We start from the raw sequence: 22,057 nt of genomic DNA on the forward strand, positions 1-22,057 counted from the left end.
TCCGAAAGCGGTATCGGTCTAGTCGGAGAGTTCGAGGGCAGCAGCTGAGGCACGATGTCATATCGCAGTAATGGGAGCACTTTTGTGACGACGTTAGCCAGCTGGATTCGAGATCACTTGATCTCTGCATAATCAATTCTTGTTCTGTTTCTAAACAATCTTGTCAGATGGAAATGACTCGCTCCACCGCCAATCGACCAGCCGCTCGCCATGCCAACGGCTTGCCTCCCGAGCGTAACGCCTACACTTTCGAGATAGTGAATTCGCGGGATATCTTCAATAGCCCGGCAACCAAATGATAGGCCCTCGCGCCGGATCCCGCGCGGAGGGAGCCGAGCCCGCAACCGGCGCGGCCGCAATGGCCAAGGCCGCTTGCGCGCCAACCTTCGATTCGCAGCGGCCGCGCATTTAAGATGTGGATATCGGTCGCGTATCTCGCTTGCGAGACCCGCTAAGCCGGCTTCTCCTCGGCCCGCAGCTTCTCATGCGGCAGCTTTTTACCGGAACGGCGGATGCGCCATTCCTCGAATCGCTGCAGCACCGTGAAGAAGGACGGCACGAAGAGCACCGCAAGGCAGGTCGAGGCCAGCATGCCGGAAAAGACGGCGATGCCGATCGACTTGCGCGCAGAGGCGCCGGCGCCGGTGGCGAGCACGAGCGGCACCACGCCGAGGATGAAAGCGAAGGAGGTCATGAGGATGGGACGGAACCTGAGGCGCGCCGCCTCTACCGCCGCGTCCATGATCTCCATGCCCTCGGCACGTTTCTCGCGCGCATATTCGACGATCAGGATGGCGTTCTTGCTGGCGAGCGCAATGAGGAGGATCAAGCCGATCTGCGTATAAAGATTATTGGCGATGCCGAGCCCGGCGAGCGCGCCGACCGTCCCGAGCAGCGCGAGCGGCACGGCGAGCAGCACCGACAGGGGCTGGATCCAGCTCTCGTATTGGCCGGCGAGGACGAAATAGACGAGCAGGATGGCCAGACCGAAAACGAAATAGATCTGACTGCCGACCGCCTTCTCCTGATAGGACATGGCGGTCCATTCATAGCCGGTGCCCGGCGGCAGCGTGCTCTGGGCGACCTGACCCATGATGTCGAGCGCCTGGCCGGACGAGAAACCGGGGGCCGAGGTGCCGACGATGGTGGCACTGGGATAGAGATTATAGAGGCTGATCAGCGAGGGTCCGACCATCGGCTTGATGGTGACGATCGTCCCGAGCGGCACCATCGTGCCGTTGCCTGCCTTGACCTTGAGATTGGCGAGGTCCTCGGGACGCAGGCGGTAACGCGAATCAGCCTGCGCATAGACCTGGAAGGTCATGCCGAATTTGTTGAACTGGGTGACGTAGCTGGAGCCGATATAGCCGGAGAGCGACGAGAACACCTGCCCGACGGTAACGCCGAGCGTCTCCGCCTTGACGCGATCGACGATCACTTCGAACTGCGGCACACCGGAGCGGAACGACGTGGTGAGATGCTGCAGCGCCGACTGCGTCGACCCTTCATCCACGATCTTGCGCGTGATGGCTTCGAGCATCTGGTAATTGAAGCTGCCGTCCTTCAGCTGGGTCTGCATCGTGAAGCCGCTCGCATTGCCGATGCCCTGGATCGGCGGCGGCACGAGCACGAAGGTCGACGCGCCTTCGACTGCGGTCAGCGCCGCATTCAGATGCTGGTAGATGCTGAGCAGGTCCTCGCCCTTGACGCTGCGGCTGTAGCGGACATCCCAATCCTTGAGCACGACATAGGCAACGGCGGCATTGGGCAGGGTGGCGTTGTTGTCGAGCACGGAGATGCCGCTGATGCCGATGACGTTCTCGACCCCCGGCGTGTCCTGGGCGATCTGCGACACCTGCGCCAAGACCTGATTCGTGCGTTCCTGCGAAGCGCCGTCCGGCAATTGTGCGCCGATCAGCACATAGCCCTGGTCCTCGGTCGGCAGAAAGGCGGTCGGAATGCGGGTGAGCGCCCATCCGGCGACGCCGATGAGGACGAGGGCCACCGCGACCATCGCATAGCTCATATGGACCATGCGGCTGATGAGACGCGCATAGCCGCGCTCGCAAGCGTCGTAGACCTTGTTGAACCCGCGGTAGAAGAAGTTGCGCTGTTCCGGCGGCACCGGCCGGCGCAGCCAGAGCGCGCATTGCGTCGGCTTCAGCGTCATGGCGTTGACGGCGCTGATGAGAGCGGTCGCGGCGATGACGAGAGCGAATTGCTGGAAGAGCTGCCCGGTGAGGCCGGGCAGGAAGGCCGCCGGAATGAACACCGACATCAGGACGAGGGTGATGCCGATGATCGGCCCGAACAACTCGTCCATGGCCTTTTCGGCAGCCTGCTGGCCGGGCATGCCCCCTTCGATGTGGCGTGAGACGCCCTCGACGATGACGATGGCGTCGTCGACGACGATGCCGATGGCGAGCACGAGCGCAAAAAGCGTCGAGAGATTGACCGTGAAGCCGAGCGCCTGCATGGCCGCGAAAGCGCCGATGATGGTCACGGGCACGGTCGTCGCCGGCACAAGCATGGCGCGCCAGTCCTGCAGGAAGAGCAGGATGACGATGAGCACGAGGACACCGGCCTCGATTAGCGTGACATAGACCTCGTTGATCGAGGCGTTCACGAACGTCGTCGTGTCGAAGGGAATGGTATAGATGAGGCCGGGCGGGAAGCTCTTCGAGAGCGTCTCCATCCGGTCGCGCACTTCTTCCGCCACCGTGATGGCATTCGCTTCCGGCAGCTGGAAGATGCCGATACCGGCAGCGGGCTTGCCGTTCAGCGTGAAGGTCTGGCTATAGGTCTGGGCGCCGAGCTCGACGCGGCCGATGTCGCGGACGCGGGTGATCTGCCCGCCATTGGCATTGTCGACCTTGACGATGATGTTCTCATAATCGGGGACGTCGTTCAGCCGGCCATTGATATTGATTGTATATTGGAAGTTCTGGCTCGCCGGAGCCGGTGGCATGCCGACCACGCCGGCGGTAACTTCCTGGCTCTGCTGCTGGATGGCGCTGATGACGTCCTGCGGCGTCAGCCCACGCGCCTGCATCTGGTTCGGGTCCATCCAGACGCGCATGGCATATTCGCCGGCGCCGAACACATTGACGTTGCCGACGCCGTTCAGCCGCGCGAGTTCGTTCTGCAGATTGATGACGCCGTAATTGGCGAGGAACAGGCTGTCATACCGCCCGTCCGGCGAGGACAGCGTCACGAATTGCAGGATGGAGGTGGATTTCTTCTGGGTCGTGACGCCCTGCACCTGCACCGCCTGCGGCAGGGACGACATGGCGATGGCCACCCGGTTCTGTACGAGCACCTGGGCGAAATCGGGGTCGGTGCCGATGGCGAAGGTGACGGTGAGGGTATAGGAGCCGTCGCTGGCGCTCGTCGACTGCATATAGATCATGTTGTCGACGCCGTTGACCTGCTGCTCGATGGGCAGGGCAATCGTGTCGACGACGGTCTTGGCGCTCGCGCCGGGATAACGTGTCGTCACCTGTACGGTGGGCGGGGTGACGTTGGGATATTGCGCGACAGGCAGGTTGTAGAGGGCCACCACGCCGACCAGCACCAGCACCAGCGCGAGCACGTTGGCGAGGACAGGGCGCTCGATGAAGAAGCGCGAAATCATGGGAGCGCCTTTCTGGCCTCAGGGTTTGGCGGGCGAGGTCCCGGCCGCCGCGGTCGTCGCACCCATGACGACTGTCTCGGGGGCCACCTTGTTGCCCGGAACGGCGCGTTGCAGGCCGTCAATGATGACCTTGTCTCCCGGCTGCAGGCCCGATTCGATGACGCGCAAGCCGCCCTGCAGCTGGCCCGTTTTGACCACGCGCTGTTCGACGACGTCTTCCGCGTTGACGACGAGCAGATAGCTGCCGAGCTGATTTGCGCCGATGGCGATGTCGTCGACGAGAAGTGCGGGCTGAGGCGGGCCGAGCGGCACCCTGACGCGCACGAAAAGGCCGGGGATCAGGGCGAGGTTCTTGTTGTCGAAGATGCCGCGCACCTCCAACGTCCCGGTGTTCGGATCGACCTGCGGGGCGATGTAGTCGATGGTGCCCTTGTAGGAATAACCCTGTTCGGTCTGCAGGCCGATCTCAACCGGCACGTTGTGAACCTCGGCAATGGTGCGGCCTTGCCGGGCGAGCTCGGCCTTGATGTTCAAGACCTGCTGCTCGCTGACGGTAAAATAGGTGTAGATCGGGTCGACCTGCACGATGGTCGCGAGCTTTGTCGGGCCGGCATAGCCGACGAGCGCGCCGATATCGACGAGATGGCGCGTGACGATGCCGTCGAAGGGCGCCGTGACCTGGGTATAGCCCAGCGTGATGGTCGCGAGCTGGATATTGGCCTGATCGGCCGCGATCTGGGCGGTCGCCTTGTCGAGATTGGTCTTGGCGTCGTCGACGGCCCGCTGCGAGGCGAAATCGCGCGAGCCGAGCTGGGTCTGGCGTTGATATTCGACCTGGGCATTGGCCTGGGTGGCCTGGGCGGCCGCGAGTTCCGCCTTCTGCAGATCGAGCTGAGCCTGGTATTGGTCGCGCTGAATGCCGAAGAGCAGCGCGCCCTTCTTCACGAGTGCGCCGTCCTTGTAGTTGATCGTCTCCAGAAAGCCCTGCACGCGGGCCTCGAGCTGGACGGAATTGATCGCGGCGGTATTGCCGGTGACTTCGAGATACCGCTGCACCGGCTGCTGAAGCGGTGTCGCGACCATCACCTTCGACGGTGGCGGCGGGACGTAGGTATTGCTCTCGTTACAGGCGGCGAGCGTCAGCAACAGAGCGCAGCCGGTGAGCGCAACCGGAACAGAGGCGGCCCGGCGAGGCCGGATGCCGATACGCTTCACCGCGGCAAGCCGCATCGAGTCCATAGAGCCCCCCAAAGGCCACGCAGATGTGGGACATAGTCTGCAAGGAAGCCGTCTCACCTTTTATGACGGACGGCAAGTCCATGCGATGAACCGATGAGCGCCGGCTGCCGGCACCACCGGCGCTTGATGCCGGATCAGAACGGATTGGCGACGACCTGATAGACGGCCCGGCCGCCGGAGTAATAGGGACGATAAAAGGCCGCGCCGCAGCGGTAATAGCGCACCCCGGCGACGGTTGCCTCGGTGCAGCCTGCCGGCAGGCGCACGAAAGTCGCCCCGACCGGCGGCAGGACCGTGATCGGTGCGGGTTCGTAATAGACGGGCGGCGGCGCTGCAGCCGCCGCGCCGATCGCGGCCCCCGCGGCGAGCCCGGCGGCGGCGCCGACAGCGGCCGCCGCGCCCGGGGCCGGCCCGCCCCAACCCCAGCCCCAGCCCGGCCGGACCACCGGCCGGCCCCAGGCCGCACCACCGTGCCAGGCATGCCAGCCGCCGGCAGGACCATGCCATACGCCGCCGCCGTGCCAGCCGACCCAGGCCGAGGCCGGTGCCGCACCAAGCACGGAAACGGCCGCGCCGAGAAGGACGGCGGCCAAGCTCGCCGACATGGACGAGGCTTTCGAGGTCAAACGCATAGCCGTCGCAGGACGGCTTTCCCTCACGCGCCGATCAGTCGTGTTGCACCGCATCGGACATCGCTCCCAGTCAGGATCTCGGATAGGAATGCTCGGAACCCGCTCATTGCGATGCGGGCAGGAATTCGATCTTGGCCGCGTTCTTCGGCGGCGTGAATCGGAAGGCAGAATCCGCCACATTGCGGAACGACCAGTCCTTGAAGACGATCGTGAAATGCGGCGCGCGGGTCGCGTCGAGATAGGTAACGGCCATCAGCCGCGGAAGGCTCGTCTTGGCGTCCAGCCAAAGCTGGTATTCCAGGCCCTGCGCCGCGAAAGCGAGATGCCGGGTGGCCGTGCCGTCGATCAGAGCCGGACCGACCTCATAGGCATTCGTCAGCCCCTTGGTCAGCACCGCATAGGGGTCGCTGCTGAGGAAGTCCGCCATCGGCAGCTGGAGTCCATGCTTGGCGGCCGCCTCGCTCAGGAAGGCGTCCAACGTGTCCGGCGCCGCCGCCGAGGCGTAGAGCTTCTTCTCGTCGTCGGCGATGGTGACGGTCTTGCCGTCGTAGAATACCGCCAGATCATTGTCGCCGGAGCGAATATCGGCGTGCAGCTTGTTGGGCCGCTTGATCTCGACATCAACGGTATCGAAGACGGTGAGCATCTGGCCCTGTGTCGAGGGCACCTCGCGCGATCCGAAGGCTTTGATCGAGAAGGATTTCGCCTCGGCGATCCTGGCGGTGGCCTTCTTCAGGGCATCGAGAGCTGCCTGATCCATGATGGGCTTTTGCCCATCCTGTTCGGCAGAGGCCTGCGGCGCTGGCGACGCAGGCGCTGCCTGGGCTGCCGGCGCCTGCGGGGAAGTCCCCTGCGCGCTGACGGCTGTGGAGTAGATCGGAACGAGCACAAATGGCGCTGCGGCCAAGAGCATCGCCCGAAGTCGCACGCGACCGGCTTTAATCAGCATTAACGGCATGGGGTCTTTCCCTCGAAGAAACATGGACCCGCGAGTCGCGATCACCTTTCTTCAGCCGCCGTTGCCCTGTCAACGGCACAGCTTATGTCCTTGAAAGTTTCAGGCGTGAACCTTGGGCCTTTCGTTAAACATCGTTAATTTCGAGGGTACCCGCCCCGCCCTCGGCAGCTCCCGCAGGAGGACAGGTTGTTGCGCGATTGCCTTTCGAGGCTGAGCGGCTGCCCACAGGGGCTTTTTGCTGCCATCCTCGATTCGCTTGGCCTTCGGTGTTTTTGACGGAACAGGCGGGCGTCTCGCACGTTTTTCTCATAGCCGCACGCGAACACGTGCCTTTTCCCGCGAAAAGACCCGCCAATCATCCCGAACCGAAGATCTCAGGAAAGGATCGACCAATGGGTTTGTTTTCCAAAGACATCAAGAGCATGGACGATCTCTTCGTTCACACGCTGCAAGACATCTATTATGCTGAAAACAAGATCGTCAAAGCCCTGCCGACCATGATGCAGAAGGCGAGCAACCCGGCGCTGAAGAAAGCGTTCGAGACGCATCTGCACGAAACGGAAAACCATGTCGCCCGGCTCGATGAGGTTTTCCGCATGCATGGCACGGAAGCGAGGGGGGTCGACTGCCCAGCCATCGACGGCATCATCGAGGAGGCCGAGGAGGTCGCCGGCGAGGTCGAGGATCCGCGGGTGCTCGATGCGGCCCTGATCGCGGCCGCGCAGGCCGTCGAACATTATGAACAGACGCGCTACGGCACGCTCGTGGCCTGGGCCAAGGAGCTCGGCCGCAACGACTGCGCCGATCTCTTGCAGAAGACGCTGGACGAGGAAAAGGCGACGGACAAGAAGCTGACCGAGCTCGCTCTGACCAAGGTCAATCTGCAGGCAGCCGAATAAGCGCCTTCCGCAATCGCGATCTATCGAGCGGCCGCCTCCGGGCGGCCGTAGCTTGTCTGGACCCCGTCGGCGGACGCGGGTATTTTTTGCTGGACGCGAACCCCGGCGAGAGGCGATTGATCGGTCCGTTCCGACCGTGAACATTTGCTCCTGCCCCGAACGCGATCCATGAGCTTCTCTGTCGTTTCATACGCCACTGCTGCGAGCGGCGGTCCTTGGACCGTTGTCGGCCCGGCACATCCCGCGCAGGAAACCCGGCATGGGTGAGGCCTCGGGTGTGTTGGCCGCGCTCCTCTCGAGCGCCCTGGGCGGCACCGCGATCGTCGCCACGCGCTATGCCGCGGCCGAGGTCAGCCCCCTCATGCTGGGTTTTCTGCGTTTCGGCATAGGCTTCGCCATTCTCCTGCCGGCCGTGATCATCAGGCGCGAACGCTGGCCTGCCCCGAAAGACTGGCCGGGCGCCATCGCCCTCGGCCTGCTGTTCTTCGGCCTCTTTCCGGTGCTCTTCAATCTGTCGCTGGTCTATACCACCGCCGGCCGGGCGGGGCTCGCGCTGGCGACCCTCCCGCTCCTGACGATGGTGGCGGGGGCGGCCTTCGGCGTCGAGCGGCTGACCGTGCGCAAGACGATCGGCGTGCTGATCGCCACCGGCGGGGTCGGGCTCGCACTCCTCAGCAGTCTCTCGGCAGCGCCGCAGGGCGCCTGGCGCGGCGACCTGCTCATGGTGGCCGGTGCATTATGCATGGCGCTCTACAGCGTATGGTCCCGACCCTATATCGATCGCTCGGGCACGCTGTCCTTCGCTGCAGCCGGGATGGCGATCGGCGTCGTGAGCCTCGGACTGGTACTCGTGCCGCGCCACGGCTTCGACGGCCTGTCCACGCTGATCACAGGCCCCGAAGCGCTCGCGGTGCTCTATCTCGGGGTGATCGGCGGGGCGCTGGTGTTTTTCCTGTGGTCTTTTGCGCTGGCGCATACGACGCCGACGCGGGTCGCCGTTTCCATCACCGTCAATCCCGTCATCGCCGGATTGTTCGGGGCCCTGATTCTCGGCGAGCCCATCGGCTGGACATTGCTCGCCGGTCTTGCAGCGGTGACCCTCGGCATCGCGATCGCGACGAGCCGGGGGGGACAACCGGCGTGATTGTGACGGCGCAGCCTCTGCCGTCAACCATAACGTGATCGAATCGCCCTTTTGCATGCACTGGACGTGTTTGGATTGCATTCACACGTTTAGATTAGGATCTCACCGATTCGACCAACAGGACCGAACCATGCGCTCCGAGGCCGTTTTTCTGACAGCAGTGACACTCGCGACGGGTCTTCTGTTCTCCGCCGCGGCCGAGGCGCAAAGCCGTCGTCCGGGCGTAATCGTCGTCCAGCCGCGCAGCTATCTCGACCCGGGCAACGTGGTGCCGGTCGGCTCCATGTCGCAATATGTGACGGCAGGCAGCGTCTACAGCTCGCCCGCTCCGACTCTTCAGGCGCAGCCTTTCAACGAGGTGCTGCCGCCTCGTATCGGCGCCGGCCGCAACCCGTTCCCGAAGGTCTATCTCACGCCGCCGCTCGATCCGGCAGCGCGCTGAGCGCGCGCCCTACCGCGCCTGAACCGTCAGGATCTTGAGCGCGAAGGTGCCGAAGAGGCCGGCAAAGCCATAGTCGATCGCGCGCATGACGCGCGGTCGCCGCTTCAGCGTGGCGACGATGGCCTCGGCCGCGAGCACCAGCGCGATCGACAACGGCGTCGAGATGGCGAGGAAATAGAGCCCCAGAAACAGAAGCTTCGACGCGGCGTGCGGGTCGTGGCCGTCGACGAAGAGCGGCAGGAAGGTCACGAAGAAGATCACGACCTTGGGATTGGTCAGGTTGATACCCAGTCCGACCAGGGCCGTCCGCCAGAACGGCGCGGCCACCGTCGGCTTGCCGTCGACCCTCAGTGCCGAGCCGTGCCGCACGGCCGAGATGGCGAGCCAAATGAGATAGATGGCGCCGACGATCTTGAGGATGGTGAAGGCCGTCACCGAAGCAGCCAGCAAGGCCGAAATCCCGAGCGCCGCCAGCGTGGTCTGGACCAGGCAGCCGGCCGTGGTGCCGACGAGCGCCGCAAAGCCGGCGCGCCGCCCTCCAGCGAGCGTCTTGGCCAGCATCAGGCTCATGTCCGGTCCAGGCGTCACGAACAATACGACGCAGGCGATCGTATAAGTGACGAGGACGGTCGCGGACGGCAGAAAGGTCATGGCCAAAAAGCTATAGGGAAAGGACGCCCGAGGGCAAGCAGGCCCGTTGCCTCAGAGCCCGCCGCCCTTTGCGGCGCCGAGGATCACGTCGGGCCGTCCGTCGCGCATCGTCTGGAGCAGGACGACGAAGCCGTTCGTGCCGGGTGGCGTGGCGACATCATGGGGCACGTCGATGCTCATGGGCTCGCCCGACCATTCGCCGACCTTGACGATGCTGCGCACCACATTCGTATAGGTGATGTTGCGGCCGGTATTTTCGCCGCGGCCTATGGCGACGCTGCGGCTCTTGGTGATCGGCATGAGCCAGAGCACGCCGACAAGGCCCTGCATACCGCCTGGCAGCTCGATCGTGACCCCGGCCTGCGTCGTCTTGAGATTGAGGGGGACCTTCAGCGCCTTCGAGGGTTCGTCGATCGCCGCTTCGATGCCGCGGCGGTCGGACCCGACCGCGTGCCGGAGGCCGTTCACCACAACCTGGGGTGTGTAGATCTGGCCGTCACCGCGGGTTTCGGCATAGCCGCGCTGGCGCTTGCTGAAAGCTTTTTCGGCGAGCGTGTCCTTCCAGCCGAGATAGTCCCAATAGGTCACCGGCAAGCTGACGGCGATGATGCTCGTATCCTTGGCGAGTTCGCGCAGCAATGCGTCGGCGGGGGGGCAGGAGGAGCAGCCTTGGCTCGTGAACAGCTCGACCACCGCACGGGGAGCGCTTCCCGCGATCGCAGGAAACGAGAGCGCCGCGAGGCTGGCGGCGAGATAAAGCCGTGCGAGTCGATGTTTCATGAAGGACGCTTCCGCCGTCAATGAAGCCCAAATCGCCTGGGCGGGGAACTCACGTTGCCTTGAGCGTTCGTTGAGCCGCGATCGGTGGACGCCAACGCCGGTGCATCCACAGCCATTGCTCAGGATATTCACGGACCCAGCTTTCGACGACAGCGGTCATCGCTGCCATGGCGCCCTCCACTTCGACAAGTCCTTCGGTATCACGCGGCAGATCAAGCGGCGGCGTTAGCTCGATCCGGAAACGGCCGCCGTCGAGGCGGATCACCCGCACGCCATGCACCGGGCAATCGAACCGGCGCACGAATTTGCCGAGAACCGGATTGGTGAGGGCCGGACGGCCGAAGAAGGGAACCGTGACGCCGCGCGTGAAATGCTGGTCGATGAGCATGCCGAGATGGCCACCCTCTTCCAACACGCTCGCCATGGCGAAGGCCGCCCCCGGGCGGGCTGCCTCGAGCCCGCCCATGGTCTGGCTTCTCACCTCGTGCACCACATGGGCGATGGCCGGATCATTCGGCGCGCGGAAGACCGCGGTTGCCGCCAGCCCATAGCGGGCCGCGCAGATGGCCGGCAGTTCCCAATTGCCGAGATGGGCCGAGAAGATGATGCCCGGCTTGTCGTCGTCGCGCAGGGCCATGAAATGCTCGATACCCTCGACCTCGACGCGTGCATCCGGCTTCGGATCGAAATGGTCGTAGTCGAAGAGGGTGCCAAGATGAGCATATTCGGCGCCGGTGCGGCCGAGATTGTCCCAGGCGGCGCGGGCGATGGCGCGTCGTTCGGCGTCAGTTTTCTCGGGAAAGGCGGCCTTGAGATTAGCCAGCGCGGTGCGGTGGGCCGGCATCAGCGGTCCGATAGCCCGGGCGATGGCACCGCCGAGCGCACTCGACCGGTCGGGCCCCAGCGCTCGCAGGATGGCGAAGGCCCCCCGAACGAGGGCGATCATCGTCACTTCCGCGACGGACGAGACCAATCGTCGAGCGATCCCGCCGAGCGAGCTCTGACGCCTTACTGCCAATCCGTTCCGCCCCCAATGCCTCACCCGGATGGATTCATCCGGCACCGGCCGCCCCGCGCGGCTCCGTCTCGTTCACTTCGGTCGGGTTTACATCCGCGAAGGTGGCCGCGGGGTCAAGTGCGGCGGCCCGAACCGTCCCTAAAGGCGGACGATGACCTTGCCGAAGACCTGCCGGCTTTCGAGCCGCTCCAGCCCCTGGCGGAAATCGCCGACGTCGAGCACCGCGTCGAGTACGGGCGTGATGCCCGCCGCCATCTTGTCGAGCGATTCCGCGATATTGCGCAGCGTGCAGCCGAAAGAGCCGAAGATCCGGTATTGTTGCTGGAAGAGCTGCATCAGATTCATGGTCGCCGAGACGCCCGAGGTCGAGCCGCAGGTCACGAGACGTCCGCCACGCTTCAGCGAGAGAAGCGAGCCGTTCCAAGTCTCGGCGCCGACATGCTCGAAGACGACGTCGACACCCTTGCGCCCGGTCAGCTTGCGGACGACGCCCTCGAAACGCTCGGTGCGGTAGTTGATGACGTGATCGGCCCCGAGAGCCTTGGCCTTCTCGCCCTTCAGGTCATCGCCGACCGTCGTGATGACCGTGGCGCCGATGGCTTTCGCCATCTTGATCGCCGCCGTGCCGATGCCGGAGCCGCCGGCATGGACGAGCACCGTCTCGCCCGGCTCCAGCTTGGCATTGTCGAAGAGCATGTGCTGCACGGTGCCGAAGGCGATCGGCGCGCAGGCTGCCTGCTCGAAGCTCACGTTGTCCGGAATTTTCACGAGAAGGCGCTGCGGCATCGTGACGAAGTCGCGTGCGAAGCCGTCGATATGGAAGCCCATGATGCCGCCGACACTCTCGCAGAGATTGTCGCGGCCCTCGCGGCAGGCCTTGCAATGGCCGCAGGTGAGCGCGCCATACATGGCAACGCGGTCGCCGATGTCGACATGGGTGACGCCTTCGCCGATGGCCGCGACGGCGCCGGCCGCCTCCGCACCCACCGCGAGCGGCAGCTTGCGCTTGGCAAAGGCCATGCCGCGAAAGCCCCAGACGTCAATATGGTTGAGACCGACGGCCTGCACGCGCACGCGCACCTCGCCGGGGCCGGGCGGCGGCGGCGGCTCCACATCCACCAGTCTCAGGTCGCGATCACCGAAAAGCTGCAGGGCACGCATACAGATGTCTCGTTCAGAAGCTTGAGGGCCAGCGCTGAGCGCCGTGAACTATGGCAAGGATCTCCACGGCGCCGTCGCCGATCCGATATGCCGCGAGATAGGGGGTTTTGGATAGAACCAATTCACGCGTCCCCTCGACGCGTCCTCTGCATCCGAGCCCGGGATTATGTGCCAGACCAGAGATCTGGTTCTCGATCCTTCGCACCAGCCGGTCGGCGGCAGCAGGATCATCCTCGGCGATGAAATCGGCGATCGTCTCGATGTCCTGGAGAGACCGGGCTGTCCAGACGATCCTCATCCCCCGCGGTATTTCGAGAAGACTCGCTCCACCTCGGCGTCCGTGGCGAATTCGCCGCGGTCGGCCTGGGCGATGCCTTCCTTGATCCGCGCGATCCGCGCCTCCTCCATGTCCAGAAAGGCCTCGAGCGCCTCCTGGACGACGCGGTCACGCGGCAGCGCCCGGCTCTTGGCGATCGCCTCCAGCCGCGCGAGCGTCGCCTCGTCGAGATTGACGGTGAAGGCAGCCGTCATGGATGTTCTCCAATTCCGCCGTCGAGGCTACCAGAAGCGGCAGGCCCTGACGAGCATCAGCGGTGCACACCGAGCTGGGCCGTGAGGCCGCCGTCGATCGGGATCACTGCTCCGGTAATATAGGCGGCGGGCTCGCTCATAAGAAAGGCGACGAGGCTCGCGATCTCCTCGGGGGCTGCGAAACGCCCGGCCGGGATCTGCTTTTCCATGGTGGCGCGATAGGCCACATAGGGCGTCATCATGTCCGTGTCGATGAAGCCGGGCGCGATGTAATTGGCGGTGACGCCGCGCTTGGCGCTCTCGACGGCGAGCGTCCGAAGGTAGCTGAGCAGCGCGCCCTTGGAGGCGGCATAGGCTGCATTGCCTGCATTGGCCTGGAGCGCCGTCACCGAGCCGATGACGGCGATGCGGCCGGCGCGAGCACGGATCATTGGCCGGATGACGCTTTTCACCAGCCGCGTCAGCGACCAGAAATTCACCTGCATGGCCGCCTCCGCCTTGTCCTGCATCATGACCGCGGTCAAGGCGTCATAGGGCTGGCCGGCATTATGCACGAGGCCGAAATAGGTGGTGTCCTCGTGCGTCGCACAGAAGGCTTCGATCGCCGCCTTGTCGGCGAGATCGAGGGGAAGCGCCCGCACCGCGCGGCCGTGCTCGGTGGCCAGCGTCTCTGCGAGCATCGCAGCCGCATCGCCGGAGCTGCGATAGGTGAAGTCGATGTCATAGCCCCGGGCGACGAGGTTGCGCACGATGGCCGCGCCGACACCCCTCGCCCCGCCGGTGACGAGGATGCGTTTTTCTTGCGGCTGAGCGGTCATGAACGAACGTCCTGGGCTGGCGTGGTGTCACGCCACCGGCTCGGCCGTGAACACGAGACAGGTGTTCTGGCCGCCGAAACCGAAGGAATTCGACAGCACGCATGTCACCGTAGCGTCGCGGGCCGTATTCGGCACGACGTCGAGCGGAATGGCGGGGTCCGGCACGCGGTAGTTGATCGTCGGCGGCAAGCGGCCATGCGCGATGGTCAGAAGCGAGACCACGGCTTCGATGGCGCCGGCGGCCGTCAGCGTATGGCCGATCATCGATTTATTGGACGAGATCGGCACATGGGCCATGCGCTCGCCGAGAACGGTCGTGACGCCGAGCGCCTCCATCTTGTCGTTTTCCGGCGTGCTGGTGCCGTGAGCATTGATATAGCCGATGTCGTCCGGGGTGAGCCCCGCATCGGCAATGGCCTCGGCGATGGCGGCGACGATCGGCGCGCCGCTCGGGCTTGAGCGCGTGCGGTGGAAGCCGTCACCTTTCTCGCCACAGCCGGCAACGATCCCGAGGATGCGCGCGCCGCGCGCCAGCGCATGGTCGTAGTTTTCCAGCACGAGTGCTGCCGCCCCCTCGCCCATGACGAAGCCGTCGCGGTTCTTGGAGAAGGGCTTGGCAGCCTCCTCCGGCGGGGTGTTCTGGGTCGAGAGCGCCGAGAGCAACGAAAATCGGATCAGCGCCTCCGCATGCACGGAGCCGTCCGTGCCGATGGCGAGCACCGCCTCGCTCTCGCCGCGCCGGATGGCTTCGACGCCGAGCTGGATGGCGGTCGCGCCGGAGGAACAGGCGGTCGAGAGCGAAATCGGCGAGCCCTTGGTGCCGAACCGCTCGCTGATGCGGTCGGCGACCGTGCCGAACAGGAAGAGGTCGTGCCAGGGTGCGAAATCACCCGCACCGGCCGCCTTCAGGAGATCGTCATAGGTGATGTCGCCGGTCTGGCCGGAGGCTTTCGCCAGCGCCTCGCGCTGCGGCCATTCCATCTCGACCGGCGGCACGGCAATGAAGAGCTGTCCGGGGAAATCACCGGCACTGCCTATGCCCGCCTGGCCGACAGCCTCCTCGGCGGCGAGCGTCGCCAACTTTTCCGACAACAGCGGCGCACAGAAGGGCTCCACCGGCACGAAATCGACCGTGCCGGCGATCGTCGTCCGCAGCCCCTCCGTCGGGAAGCGCGTGATCGTATGGATGCCGGAGCGGCCGGCGGTCAGCGCCGCCCAATTGTCGGCCTTGCCGGCACCGAGCGAGGTCACCATCCCCATGCCGGTGACGGCGACGATCGGCCGCCCCGATGTGTCGCGATGTTCCGATGCCATCGTCGGGCTCCGTATCAGACCGTCGTGAGGAAGGCGAGCCCCTCGCCCCGCATATGGCCGACACTCGTGACGACCGCCTGGCGAAAATAATTGTCCTTGATGGCTGCCGCAGCAAGCGCCACGCCTGCAGGAAACTGGGCCTCGAGCATATGGCCGAAGAAATCGCCGGTGGCATGCACGGGCGCGCCGGGCATGAGCTTGGCAAGCGCGCCGCGCTCCTCCTCGGTGGCACCGGCAATGCCGGTCGCGCCCGAGAGGATGGCGCCGCCGACCGGCTTGAAGTCACCGGCCGCCCGTTCCCAGAGCTGCTCCACGCTGGCGCTGACCGCACCGATGGAGCGCCTGGTCTGATCGGCCGCGACGGACTGGAGAGCGGCGACGGGCGTCGCGCCGCGAGCCTCGGCGTGGTCGCGCGCCTCGACCACCAGAAAGGCGGCACCGCTGCCGGGAATGAAGCCTCCGCCCTCGCCGGGCCTGTCCCAGACCGACGCATAGGAATGCTTCCAGAGCAGTCGTCCCATCTCGTAGATGAGCAGCACGTCCGGCCGTTCCGCGTTATAGGCGCCGCCGACGAGAAACATGTCGCCCTGGCGAGCCGCAATACGCGCATGGGCGATGCGCAGGGCATCGACCCCGCATTGCTCCTCACCCATGAAGGTGCGCGAGGCGCCGGTGACGCCATGGACGATGGCGATATTGCCGGCGAGAAGATTCGAGAGCTGGGCGAGGAAGAGCGTCGGGCGGATGTCGCCCATCAATCGCTCGTTGAGGAAGACGCCCGGATTTTCGGCACTGCGAATGCCGGAGAGGATCTGGCCGTCAACGGCATAGTCGCGCTCGCCGCCGCCTGCCGCGACGATCATCTGCATGCGGCCGAGAAGCTCCGCGTCGCCTTTGGCGCCGGCATCTTCGAGCGCCAGCCCTGCGGCATAGACGCCGAGGCGCTGCCACGGCTCCATCTGCCGCTGGTCGGCCTTCTTCGGGATCTGCCGGTCCCAATCGAGCGGCACAGCGGGGTGGACCACAAAGGGGGCGAACCGTTCAGTGTCGACCCGAGGCGACAAATGGCCGTCGAAAGCGCCCATATGGACGCTCGCGCCCTCGCCCTGGCTCGACACGAGCCCGACGCCGGTGATCCAAACCTCACGCGTCATGCTGCACCTCCTCCAGAACGAGCCCGAGGGAGGCCGCCTGTTCGCGCATGCGGGGGGACAACCCTTCGGGGAAGGGCATGGTGCGGAACATCAGTTCGGCATCGCAGATCGCCTTGCCGGCGCTCGCGATGCGCGCCTTGGTGACGGCATAGCCCGAGCCTTCGTGGATGCGCGTCGCCGTGATTTCCAGCGGCGCGCCCGGGCCGACGAAGGTGCGGAACTTCGCCTTCTCGACACCGCAGAGGAAGGGCATATGCGAAAAACGGCAGAGGCCGAGCACGAGATAGCCCGAGGCCTGGGCCATCGTTTCCGTCAGAAGCACGCCCGGCATGAGCGGGTGGCCAGGGAAATGCCCCTCGAAGACCGGGCTATCCATTGGCACCGTGGAGCGGGCTTCGAGCCGGAGCGCCGCCTCGTCGAATTCGACGATGCGGTCGATCATCTGGAAATATTCGAGGCGCATGCGGCGACTACCGGGACCCGTCGGCCGCACCGGCTGATCCGGCGCTATGGCCAATGACGCCGCTACTGGGGCGCCTGTCGATCAAACGTCTCACGCCGTCTTCGCCGCCACAAGATCGTCGATGCGCGCGCAGAGATTCTTCAGGACGAAATACTGTTCCGCCTGCACCTGGCCGTCATTGACCTCCTGCGTCCACTTCTCCAGCGGCAGCTTGATCCCGAAGGCCTTGTCGATGGCAAAGGCGATGTCGAGAAAGGCCAGCGAATCGATCCCGAGATCGTCGATGGCGTGACTTTCCGGCGTGATCTGCTCACGCGGAATGTCGGCCGTCTCGGCGATGATGTCGGCGACGGTCTCGAAAGTGGATGCCATCGCGTCGCTCTCCTGTCATGAGCCGCAACCATTGCTGGTTGCACAAAAATATGCCCCGCCCATGAAGGCGAGGGTCAATCGAAGCGTCCCCTATACATGAGCGTTTCCGCTTGTCCAAGCGCGGCGGAATTTCGGCTGCCGGATGACCCGTCGGAAAATGCGCCGTGTGCGCAAACGCACGCATGGGGCGCAAAACTGGGTCGGCAGTGGCCCCTGGTCGCCGCGCCAGCCGGGAGACACCCGGCCGGCGCGCGCGGGTCGCTTACGCGGCGAGCTGCCGCAGGACGTAGTGCAGGATGCCGCCATTCCTGAAATATTCGAGCTCGTCGAGCGTATCGATGCGGCAGATGAGCGGCACTTTCTCGACCCGGCCGTCCGCGAAGGTGATTTCCGCCGTCAGCTGCTGACGGGGCTTCAGATCGCCGGCAAGCCCGTGGATCGTCACCATCTCGTCGCCCGTCAGGCCGAGCGTCTGCCAGGAGGTCTCGCCCTCGAAGACGAGCGGCATGACGCCCATGCCGACAAGGTTCGAGCGGTGAATGCGCTCGAAGCTCTGGGCGATCACGGCACGCACGCCGAGCAGCTTCGTACCCTTGGCCGCCCAGTCGCGCGACGAACCGGTGCCATATTCGCGGCCGGCGAAGACGACGAGCGGCACGCCCTCGTCGCGGTAGCGCATGGCCGCGTCATAGATCGGCATGCGCTCGCCCGAGGGGTGATGGATGGTGAAGCCGCCTTCGACCACATTGCCGGCGCCATCGCGAACCATCTGGTTCTTGATGCGGATATTGGCGAAAGTGCCGCGCATCATGACTTCATGATTGCCGCGCCGCGTGCCGTACTGGTTGAAGTCCTGCGGCCGCACCTGGTGATCGCGCAGGTAATGGCCGGCGGGGCTCGCCTCCTTGATCGAACCGGCGGGCGAGATGTGGTCCGTCGTGATCGAATCGAGGAAGAGGCCGAGCACCCGCGCCCCGACGATGTCGGTGACCGGCTCCGGCGTCTTGGTGATGCCCTCGAAATAGGGCGGGTTCTGCACATAGGTCGAGCGCTCGTCCCAGGCATAGGTGAGGCCGCCCGAGACGCCGATCGTCTGCCAGTTCTCATCGCCGGTGAAGACGTCCGCATATTTGCGGCGGAAGAGATCCTGCGTGATGTGCTTGTCGATGAATTCCTGCACCTCGAGCGACGACGGCCAGATGTCGCGCAGATAGACCGGCTTGCCGTCGGAACCCGTGCCGAGCGGCTCGGTGGTGAGATCGATCTGCAGCGAACCGGCCAGCGCATAGGCGACGACCAGCGGCGGCGAGGCGAGGTAATTGGCGCGCACGTCCGGATTGACGCGGCCCTCGAAGTTGCGGTTGCCGGAGAGCACGGCCGCCGCGACGATGTCGTTGTCGTTGATGGTCTGGGAGATCTCCTCCGGCAACGGGCCGGAGTTGCCGATGCAGGTGGTGCAGCCGTAGCCGACCAGATTGAAGCCGAGCTTGTCGAGCTCATCCTGCAGGCCGGATTTGGCGAAATATTCGCCGACCACCTGGCTTCCCGGCGCGAGCGAGGTCTTGACCCAGGGCTTGGACTTCAGCCCCTTGGCGACGGCATTGCGGGCGAGCAGCCCGGCGGCCACCATCACGCTCGGGTTCGAGGTATTGGTGCAGGAGGTGATGGCGGCGATCACCACATCGCCATGGCCGAGGTCGAAATTCCGCCCCTCGACCTTGTAGCGCTTGGCGAGTTCGCCCGCCTTTTTGAATTCGATCTCCATCGAGGAGGCGAAGCCCGCCTTGGCGCCCCTCAGGAGCACGCGATCCTGCGGGCGCTTGGGGCCGGCGACGGACGGCTCGACATCGTCGAGATCGAGCGCCAGCGTATCGGTGAAGATCGGGTCCGGCGTCTCGGCGGTGCGGAACAGGCCCTGCGCCTTCGCATAGGCTTCCACCAGCGCCACGCGCTCGTCCGTGCGGCTGGTCTTCTTGAGATAGGCGATGGTCGCGGCATCGATGGGGAAGAAGCCGCAGGTCGCGCCATATTCGGGCGCCATATTGCCGATAGTGGCACGGTCCTCGATGGTCATGCCATCGAGGCCCGGGCCGTAGAATTCGACGAATTTGCCGACCACGCCCTTCTTGCGCAGCATCTGGGTGACGGTGAGCACGAGGTCGGTCGCGGTCACGCCTTCCTTCAGGCGGCCCGTGAGCTTGAAGCCGATGACCTCCGGAATGAGCATGGAGAGCGGCTGGCCGAGCATGGCCGCCTCCGCCTCGATGCCGCCGACGCCCCAGCCGAGCACGGCCAGGCCGTTGACCATCGTGGTGTGCGAATCGGTGCCGACGAGCGAATCGGGATAGGCGACCTCGCCGTCCCCATCCTTGCGCGACCAGACTGTCTGCGACAGGTATTCGAGATTGACCTGATGGCAGATGCCGGTGCCGGGCGGCACGACGCGGAAATTGTCGAAGGCGTCCTTGCCCCAGCGCAGGAAGCGGTAGCGCTCACCATTGCGCTCGTATTCCAGCTTGACGTTGTCGGCGAAGGCCCGCGGCGTGCCGAATTCGTCGACGATCACGGAATGGTCGATGACGAGATCGACCGGAACGAGCGGATTGATCTTCTTCGTGTCGCCATTGAGCACCGTCATGGCATCGCGCATGGCGGCGAGATCGACGACCGCCGGTACGCCCGTGAAGTCCTGCATCAGGACGCGCGAGGGCCGGAACGCGATCTCGCGCTCGACTGAGCCCCTGTTCTCCACGAAGGCGGCGACCGCCTCGATATCGCTCTTGCGGACGGAGCGGTCATCCTCGAAGCGCAACAGGTTCTCGAGCAGCACCTTCTGGGAGAAGGGCAGGCGGGAGATGCCGGCTAAGCCGTTCTTTTCTGCCTCTGTGAGGGAATAGTAGGTATAAGTCTTGCCGGCGACCTGGAGGGTGCGGCGGGATGAAAAACTGTCAAGGGATGTGGTCATCGCGTGATCCTTCGGGGATAGGTCGGCAATCGACGTCCGCAAGAATGTCCGCAAGACAGGAATGCCGGCCTAGGTTGCGCAACAGCGCGCGCCGCCCCGGGTGTGCCCAGGTTCCCCGCGCGTCACGCGCGCGGCGCAGCCACCGGTTCTTATAGATAGTTTCCTGTCGTCCCGCTAGACGAATGATACTCGTTCTAAACTGTCCCTCACCCGTCCCGTTCCGCAGCGTCCCTCAGGCCCATCCAGCCCCGCCAAAGCCTTGCGCATCCTCATCGAGAACCTTTCCTGCCGCCGCGGTGGCAGGCTTTTGATCGCAGACCTCACGGTCGCGGTGGCAGCCGGCGAGGCGCTCGTCGTCACGGGGCCTAACGGCGCGGGAAAATCCACCTTGCTCGCGACGCTCGCCGGCCGCCTCAAGCCGACGGCCGGACGCATCCTGGTCGAGGGCGATGCGGCTTCCGACGGGCGGCTCCTCCCCGAAGAGGCGATCCTCGTCGGTCACCGCGACGGGCTGAAAAGCGCGCTGACAGCGCGGGAAAATCTCACCTTCGCGGCGGCGATCTTCGGCCGTCCGCGGCTCGGGCCGGAGGAAGCGCTCGCCGCCTTCGCGCTGGCCCATGCGGCCGAGGTCCCGGTGGGCTATCTTTCCGCCGGGCAGCGCCGGCGCGTGGCGTTGGCGCGACTTCTCGTCTCATCCCGGCCGGTCTGGCTGCTCGACGAGCCGACCACGGCGCTCGATGTCGCCTCCCAGGCGATTTTCGCCGGCGTGATGCGCGACCATCTCGCCGCAGGCGGGCTCGTCATCGCCGCGACGCATTCCGCCCTCGGCCTCGAAGGGGTGAAGGAGCTGGAATTGGACGGTGCGCCGGCTGTTGCGGATGAGGATTATGAAGGGGAGTGGGGGGAATGAGGATCGTCCTCGCCATCCGCATTGCGCCGCCTGTGGCAGGCAAAGCGCTTCGATCCCTCCCCTTAAGGGGAGGGTGGAGCCGAGCTATGCTCGGATCCGGGTGGGGTCGTTGCTGTCGCTGGTGTAGACCCCCTCCGGCGCCACTTGCGTGGCGCCACCTCCCCCTCCAGGGGAGGATCACGCCTGCGCGAATCTGCATGAGCGGTAGCCCTGCCCTTGAGGGGCGAAAGCAATGGGAGGCCGGATCCGACCGCCAATCGCACGGCAGGGCCCCACCATGACGCGCGCGCTCACAGCCCTCATCGTCAGGGACTTGAAGCTCGCGGCGCGTGTCGGCGGTTCGGGCCTGCTCGGGCTCGTCTTCTTCCTGATGCTGATCACGCTCATACCCTTTGCGCTCGGGCCCGATCTCAACCTCCTGCGGCGCATCGGCCCGGCGATCCTCTGGCTCGCGGCGGTGCTCGCCACGCTGATCGGCCTCGATCGGCTCTTCCAGGCCGACGAGGAGGATGGCTCGCTCGATCTCATGCGCATGAGCGACGCGCCGCTCGAAGCCATCGTCGTCACGAAATGCATCGCCCATTGGCTCACTACCGGCCTGCCGCTCGCCCTCGTCTCGCCGCTGTTCGGCCTGTTGCTCGCGCTCGAACCCGAGACGATGCCGGCGCTGGTGGCGACGCTGCTCGTCGGCACGCCGGCGCTCACCTTCATCGGCGCGATAGGCGCCGCGCTCACCGCGAGCCTCTCCCGCGGCGGCCTCATTCTGGCCGTCCTCGTGCTGCCTCTGATGGTCCCGACGCTGATCTTCGGCGTGTCGGCCGCACAGACGGTGCAGGGCGGGACCGTTCCCTTCCTCACGCCGTTCCTGGTGCTCGGGGCGCTGAGCCTGATCGCCATGGTCACCGGGGCGATCGCCGCCGCGGCGGCACTGCGCATCGGCCAATAGAGGCTTTCGCCAAAAGGGGCTTTTGC

The 22,057-nt window shown here is 65.3% G+C and carries 21 protein-coding genes; 5 read left to right on the top strand and 16 right to left on the bottom strand.

Translation table 11 applies throughout. From position 1 onward, the window contains the following. Window positions 1–451: 451 nt before the first annotated feature. The 4 genes from ACFQU1_RS01240 to ACFQU1_RS01255 form a co-directional block, all read right to left on the bottom strand. Complete coding sequence (locus tag ACFQU1_RS01240) at window positions 452–3,634, bottom strand: efflux RND transporter permease subunit (RefSeq protein ID WP_378128412.1); 3,183 nt, start codon at window positions 3,632–3,634, stop codon at window positions 452–454. Window positions 3,635–3,652: 18 nt separating this feature from the next. Then, entirely contained in the window at window positions 3,653–4,840 is a 1,188-nt protein-coding gene (locus ACFQU1_RS01245) for an efflux RND transporter periplasmic adaptor subunit (protein WP_378129705.1), read from the bottom strand. 167 nt (window positions 4,841–5,007) lie between these two features. Continuing rightward, the gene (locus tag ACFQU1_RS01250; protein WP_378128414.1) at window positions 5,008–5,478 is read right to left on the bottom strand and encodes a hypothetical protein; all 471 of its coding nucleotides are present in this window, start codon (window positions 5,476–5,478) and stop codon (window positions 5,008–5,010) included. A 130-nt stretch (window positions 5,479–5,608) separates the two neighbouring features. Continuing rightward, the gene (locus ACFQU1_RS01255; RefSeq protein ID WP_378128416.1) at window positions 5,609–6,265 is read right to left on the bottom strand and encodes a DUF2092 domain-containing protein; all 657 of its coding nucleotides are present in this window, start codon (window positions 6,263–6,265) and stop codon (window positions 5,609–5,611) included. A gap of 590 nt (window positions 6,266–6,855) precedes the next feature. Here ACFQU1_RS01255 and ACFQU1_RS01260 point away from each other — a divergent pair. From ACFQU1_RS01260 to ACFQU1_RS01270, 3 genes are all read left to right on the top strand, one after another. After that, on the top strand, window positions 6,856–7,362 hold the full coding sequence (locus ACFQU1_RS01260; RefSeq protein WP_378128418.1) for a ferritin-like domain-containing protein: 507 nt from the start codon (window positions 6,856–6,858) through the stop codon (window positions 7,360–7,362). Window positions 7,363–7,621: 259 nt separating this feature from the next. Further along, complete coding sequence (locus tag ACFQU1_RS01265) at window positions 7,622–8,506, top strand: DMT family transporter (RefSeq protein ID WP_378128420.1); 885 nt, start codon at window positions 7,622–7,624, stop codon at window positions 8,504–8,506. Between the two features lie 130 nt (window positions 8,507–8,636). Further along, complete coding sequence (locus tag ACFQU1_RS01270) at window positions 8,637–8,948, top strand: hypothetical protein (RefSeq protein WP_378128422.1); 312 nt, start codon at window positions 8,637–8,639, stop codon at window positions 8,946–8,948. 9 nt (window positions 8,949–8,957) lie between these two features. Here the strand turns inward: ACFQU1_RS01270 and ACFQU1_RS01275 are convergent, their stop codons facing one another. The 12 genes from ACFQU1_RS01275 to acnA all read right to left on the bottom strand — a co-directional run bounded on the left by ACFQU1_RS01275 (window position 8,958) and on the right by acnA (window position 20,175). Then, the gene (locus ACFQU1_RS01275) at window positions 8,958–9,599 is read right to left on the bottom strand and encodes a LysE family translocator (RefSeq protein WP_378128424.1); all 642 of its coding nucleotides are present in this window, start codon (window positions 9,597–9,599) and stop codon (window positions 8,958–8,960) included. A 51-nt stretch (window positions 9,600–9,650) separates the two neighbouring features. After that, on the bottom strand, window positions 9,651–10,379 hold the full coding sequence (locus ACFQU1_RS01280; protein WP_378128426.1) for a DUF1223 domain-containing protein: 729 nt from the start codon (window positions 10,377–10,379) through the stop codon (window positions 9,651–9,653). A 49-nt stretch (window positions 10,380–10,428) separates the two neighbouring features. Then, window positions 10,429–11,397 carry a lipid A biosynthesis lauroyl acyltransferase gene (locus ACFQU1_RS01285; protein WP_378128428.1) on the bottom strand — a complete coding sequence of 323 codons (969 nt, stop codon included), beginning with the start codon at window positions 11,395–11,397 and terminating at the stop codon, window positions 10,429–10,431. A 138-nt stretch (window positions 11,398–11,535) separates the two neighbouring features. After that, entirely contained in the window at window positions 11,536–12,558 is a 1,023-nt protein-coding gene (locus ACFQU1_RS01290; RefSeq protein WP_378128430.1) for a zinc-binding dehydrogenase, read from the bottom strand. A gap of 13 nt (window positions 12,559–12,571) precedes the next feature. After that, window positions 12,572–12,856: a type II toxin-antitoxin system RelE/ParE family toxin gene (locus tag ACFQU1_RS01295; RefSeq protein ID WP_378128432.1), complete on the bottom strand. Its 285-nt coding sequence runs from the start codon at window positions 12,854–12,856 to the stop codon at window positions 12,572–12,574. Continuing rightward, window positions 12,853–13,089 (bottom strand): CopG family ribbon-helix-helix protein, encoded by a 237-nt coding sequence (locus tag ACFQU1_RS01300; RefSeq protein WP_378128434.1) that lies wholly within the window; start codon window positions 13,087–13,089, stop codon window positions 12,853–12,855. The genes ACFQU1_RS01295 and ACFQU1_RS01300 overlap by 4 nt, the downstream gene beginning before the upstream one ends. 56 nt (window positions 13,090–13,145) lie before the next feature. Next, complete coding sequence (locus ACFQU1_RS01305) at window positions 13,146–13,907, bottom strand: SDR family oxidoreductase (protein WP_378128436.1); 762 nt, start codon at window positions 13,905–13,907, stop codon at window positions 13,146–13,148. Between the two features lie 27 nt (window positions 13,908–13,934). Beyond that, window positions 13,935–15,221: a beta-ketoacyl-ACP synthase gene (locus tag ACFQU1_RS01310; RefSeq protein WP_378128438.1), complete on the bottom strand. Its 1,287-nt coding sequence runs from the start codon at window positions 15,219–15,221 to the stop codon at window positions 13,935–13,937. Between the two features lie 14 nt (window positions 15,222–15,235). Next, window positions 15,236–16,375 (bottom strand): beta-ketoacyl-ACP synthase, encoded by a 1,140-nt coding sequence (locus ACFQU1_RS01315; protein WP_378128440.1) that lies wholly within the window; start codon window positions 16,373–16,375, stop codon window positions 15,236–15,238. Continuing rightward, window positions 16,365–16,838, bottom strand: a complete 474-nt coding sequence (locus tag ACFQU1_RS01320) for a 3-hydroxyacyl-ACP dehydratase FabZ family protein (RefSeq protein WP_378129707.1) — start codon at window positions 16,836–16,838, stop codon at window positions 16,365–16,367. The genes ACFQU1_RS01315 and ACFQU1_RS01320 overlap by 11 nt, the downstream gene beginning before the upstream one ends. A gap of 90 nt (window positions 16,839–16,928) precedes the next feature. Then, window positions 16,929–17,210, bottom strand: a complete 282-nt coding sequence (locus ACFQU1_RS01325) for an acyl carrier protein (RefSeq protein WP_378128442.1) — start codon at window positions 17,208–17,210, stop codon at window positions 16,929–16,931. Window positions 17,211–17,472: 262 nt separating this feature from the next. Further along, window positions 17,473–20,175, bottom strand: a complete 2,703-nt coding sequence (gene acnA, locus ACFQU1_RS01330; RefSeq protein WP_378128444.1) for an aconitate hydratase AcnA — start codon at window positions 20,173–20,175, stop codon at window positions 17,473–17,475. A gap of 259 nt (window positions 20,176–20,434) precedes the next feature. On the opposite strand from acnA, the gene ccmA reads away from it, so the two are divergent. Next, a complete protein-coding gene (gene ccmA, locus ACFQU1_RS01335; protein WP_378128446.1) occupies window positions 20,435–21,085 on the top strand; it encodes a heme ABC exporter ATP-binding protein CcmA in 651 nt (216 codons plus the stop codon). A 277-nt stretch (window positions 21,086–21,362) separates the two neighbouring features. Then, entirely contained in the window at window positions 21,363–22,031 is a 669-nt protein-coding gene (gene ccmB, locus ACFQU1_RS01340; RefSeq protein ID WP_378128448.1) for a heme exporter protein CcmB, read from the top strand. Window positions 22,032–22,057: the final 26 nt, after the last annotated feature.

This window comes from Chelatococcus sp. GCM10030263, assembly GCF_042666455.1.
Taxonomy (GTDB): Bacteria; Pseudomonadota; Alphaproteobacteria; order Rhizobiales; family Beijerinckiaceae; genus Chelatococcus.

Coding starts and splice junctions, on each gene's coding strand:
- ACFQU1_RS01265 (WP_378128420.1), top strand. CDS start 7,622: ATGGGTGAGGCCTCGGGTGTGTTGGCCGCGCTCCTCTCGAGCGCCCTG.
- ACFQU1_RS01270 (WP_378128422.1), top strand. CDS start 8,637: ATGCGCTCCGAGGCCGTTTTTCTGACAGCAGTGACACTCGCGACGGGT.
- ACFQU1_RS01240 (WP_378128412.1), bottom strand. CDS start 3,634: ATGATTTCGCGCTTCTTCATCGAGCGCCCTGTCCTCGCCAACGTGCTC.
- ACFQU1_RS01260 (WP_378128418.1), top strand. CDS start 6,856: ATGGGTTTGTTTTCCAAAGACATCAAGAGCATGGACGATCTCTTCGTT.
- acnA (WP_378128444.1), bottom strand. CDS start 20,175: ATGACCACATCCCTTGACAGTTTTTCATCCCGCCGCACCCTCCAGGTC.
- ACFQU1_RS01255 (WP_378128416.1), bottom strand. CDS start 6,265: ATGGATCAGGCAGCTCTCGATGCCCTGAAGAAGGCCACCGCCAGGATC.
- ACFQU1_RS01300 (WP_378128434.1), bottom strand. CDS start 13,089: ATGACGGCTGCCTTCACCGTCAATCTCGACGAGGCGACGCTCGCGCGG.
- ACFQU1_RS01280 (WP_378128426.1), bottom strand. CDS start 10,379: ATGAAACATCGACTCGCACGGCTTTATCTCGCCGCCAGCCTCGCGGCG.
- ACFQU1_RS01295 (WP_378128432.1), bottom strand. CDS start 12,856: ATGAGGATCGTCTGGACAGCCCGGTCTCTCCAGGACATCGAGACGATC.
- ACFQU1_RS01325 (WP_378128442.1), bottom strand. CDS start 17,210: ATGGCATCCACTTTCGAGACCGTCGCCGACATCATCGCCGAGACGGCC.
- ACFQU1_RS01315 (WP_378128440.1), bottom strand. CDS start 16,375: ATGACGCGTGAGGTTTGGATCACCGGCGTCGGGCTCGTGTCGAGCCAG.
- ACFQU1_RS01275 (WP_378128424.1), bottom strand. CDS start 9,599: ATGACCTTTCTGCCGTCCGCGACCGTCCTCGTCACTTATACGATCGCC.
- ACFQU1_RS01250 (WP_378128414.1), bottom strand. CDS start 5,478: ATGTCGGCGAGCTTGGCCGCCGTCCTTCTCGGCGCGGCCGTTTCCGTG.
- ccmB (WP_378128448.1), top strand. CDS start 21,363: ATGACGCGCGCGCTCACAGCCCTCATCGTCAGGGACTTGAAGCTCGCG.
- ACFQU1_RS01320 (WP_378129707.1), bottom strand. CDS start 16,838: ATGCGCCTCGAATATTTCCAGATGATCGACCGCATCGTCGAATTCGAC.
- ACFQU1_RS01310 (WP_378128438.1), bottom strand. CDS start 15,221: ATGGCATCGGAACATCGCGACACATCGGGGCGGCCGATCGTCGCCGTC.
- ACFQU1_RS01290 (WP_378128430.1), bottom strand. CDS start 12,558: ATGCGTGCCCTGCAGCTTTTCGGTGATCGCGACCTGAGACTGGTGGAT.
- ACFQU1_RS01305 (WP_378128436.1), bottom strand. CDS start 13,907: ATGACCGCTCAGCCGCAAGAAAAACGCATCCTCGTCACCGGCGGGGCG.